The organism is Allobosea sp. 01N443 (genome assembly GCF_056399325.1).
In genome coordinates this window covers 1-773 of record NZ_JBFTRC010000408.1, presented here as the reverse complement: position 1 = coordinate 773, position 773 = coordinate 1, and the positions used below count along the sequence as shown (strand labels likewise).

The 773-nt window shown below is 64.7% G+C and carries 1 protein-coding gene; it reads right to left on the bottom strand.

All coding sequences use genetic code 11. From position 1 onward, the window contains the following. Positions 1–50 precede the first annotated feature (50 nt). Positions 51–635, bottom strand: coding sequence for an OmpA family protein (locus tag AC1DRP_RS36720; protein ID WP_441508680.1), 585 nt, complete (start codon positions 633–635; stop codon positions 51–53). Positions 636–773 lie beyond the last annotated feature (138 nt).

The following is a 773-nucleotide window of genomic DNA, read 5'->3' as shown; positions in this document are numbered from 1 at the left end:
TCCTCGCGCTCAAATGTCTGCAACCAAGCCGGTCCATCACCATCCGGCCCCTATCTGAAACGACCCACATTCACGATCTGGACGCGCCGATTGGCTGCTGCGTCCGGGTTCTTCCGGTTCTGCAACTGCTCTTCACCGAGACCGACCGAGACAATCCTGGCGGGGGCGATGCCGAATGTGGTGACCAGCGCGTCGCGAACCGCATCGGCCCGCTTCTGGCTCAGCGTCAGGTTGGACTTGCGGTCGCCGACCGCGTCGGTGTGGCCGACGATGAGGAACTTGTATTCCCGCAAGGTCGGGTGGAGCAGGGAGTCGGCAATCACGCCGACCGTGCGGAACGATGCAGGGCGGATCACCGCCGAGCCGGTCCGGAACTGGATCTCGACGGTGAACTGCGAGAGATTGTCCAGTTCCTGCGAGAGCGGCTCGCGCAGCGAGGCATCCGGTCCGCGGTTGGCGGCGACGCTGTCCACGGCCTGGCGGCGGAGCGCGGCGACGTCGATGGATTTCGACTGGTCGAGGACGTTCAGCGTCTCGATCAGCTGCGTATCGTTGAGTCGCTCCTGGGCCTGCACGATTGCGGTTGCGGGGGCGAGGGCGATTGCGGCGGAGAAGACGAGGGCGATGGGCTTCATGGGGTGCGCTGTGCCTTCAGTTCCAACCGGCATCGACGATGACCTGCTTGCAGCCGCTGCTGACGACCTTCGACGCGGTCAGCAGGCACTGCAGCCTGTAGCCGTCATGGGGCTGCACGCCGCTGCAATATTGACCAA

What these genes read in the sequence shown, in the direction of transcription:
- AC1DRP_RS36720 (WP_441508680.1), bottom strand. Translation starts at nt 635, where the DNA reads ATGAAGCCCATCGCCCTCGTCTTCTCCGCCGCAATCGCCCTCGCCCCC.